General features: G+C 41.3%; 1 protein-coding gene. It reads right to left on the reverse strand.

The annotated features are described in order from the left end of the window. A partial coding sequence (locus AC1DSG_RS31560) for an LbetaH domain-containing protein (RefSeq protein WP_477794356.1) occupies nucleotides 1-500 on the reverse strand: 500 nt, incomplete at its 3' end. Between the last annotated feature and the right edge of the window lie 134 nt (nucleotides 501-634).

Consider the following 634-nt stretch of genomic DNA (forward strand, 5'->3'; position numbering starts at 1 on the left):
GTCCAGGGCGTGCATATATTTTTCACTACTAATGATCGGGCACCAACCACGACGCCGTCAGCAATGCTTACGCCCAGGCTGATAAATGTGTCTGCACAGATCCATACATTTTTCCCAATAGTAATGGGCTTTGTATAAAGCTGAAAATTAGGGCTATTGAAGTCATGAGAGCCAGCGCAGAGATGTGCGCCCTGGGATACAGTAGTGTAGTTATCGATACTTATATAACCCATATTATAAACGATTACGCTGTCTGCTATTCCAACATGATCGCCAAGTTCTAGATTCCAAGGTGCCCATACTTTTGCAGAAGGGTAGACATGAACATTCTTCCCGATTTTTGCTCCAAATATTTTTAATAGCGCTGCTCGCCATTTATGAAAAGGTTTAGGACTGGTACGAAAAAAAAACAGCCATGTCCAATTCCAAAGTTGTCGTCGAATTCTATTGCTCAAAGAAAATGATGCAGAGGTGTAAGGGTCATTGTTTTGAATAATCATTTTTTGAGTTTCGTCGTGAAGTTAATTGTAGAGTTAAGTTGATGTGATTGAAACGCGGCCAGTGCCAAATTAAATATTATTAGAGGATGCTCAGGTGGGGCGGCTTCATAGGAAGTTTAGGAGAACAGCAAGAG

Source organism: Pseudomonas sp. P5_A12 (genome assembly GCF_056400685.1).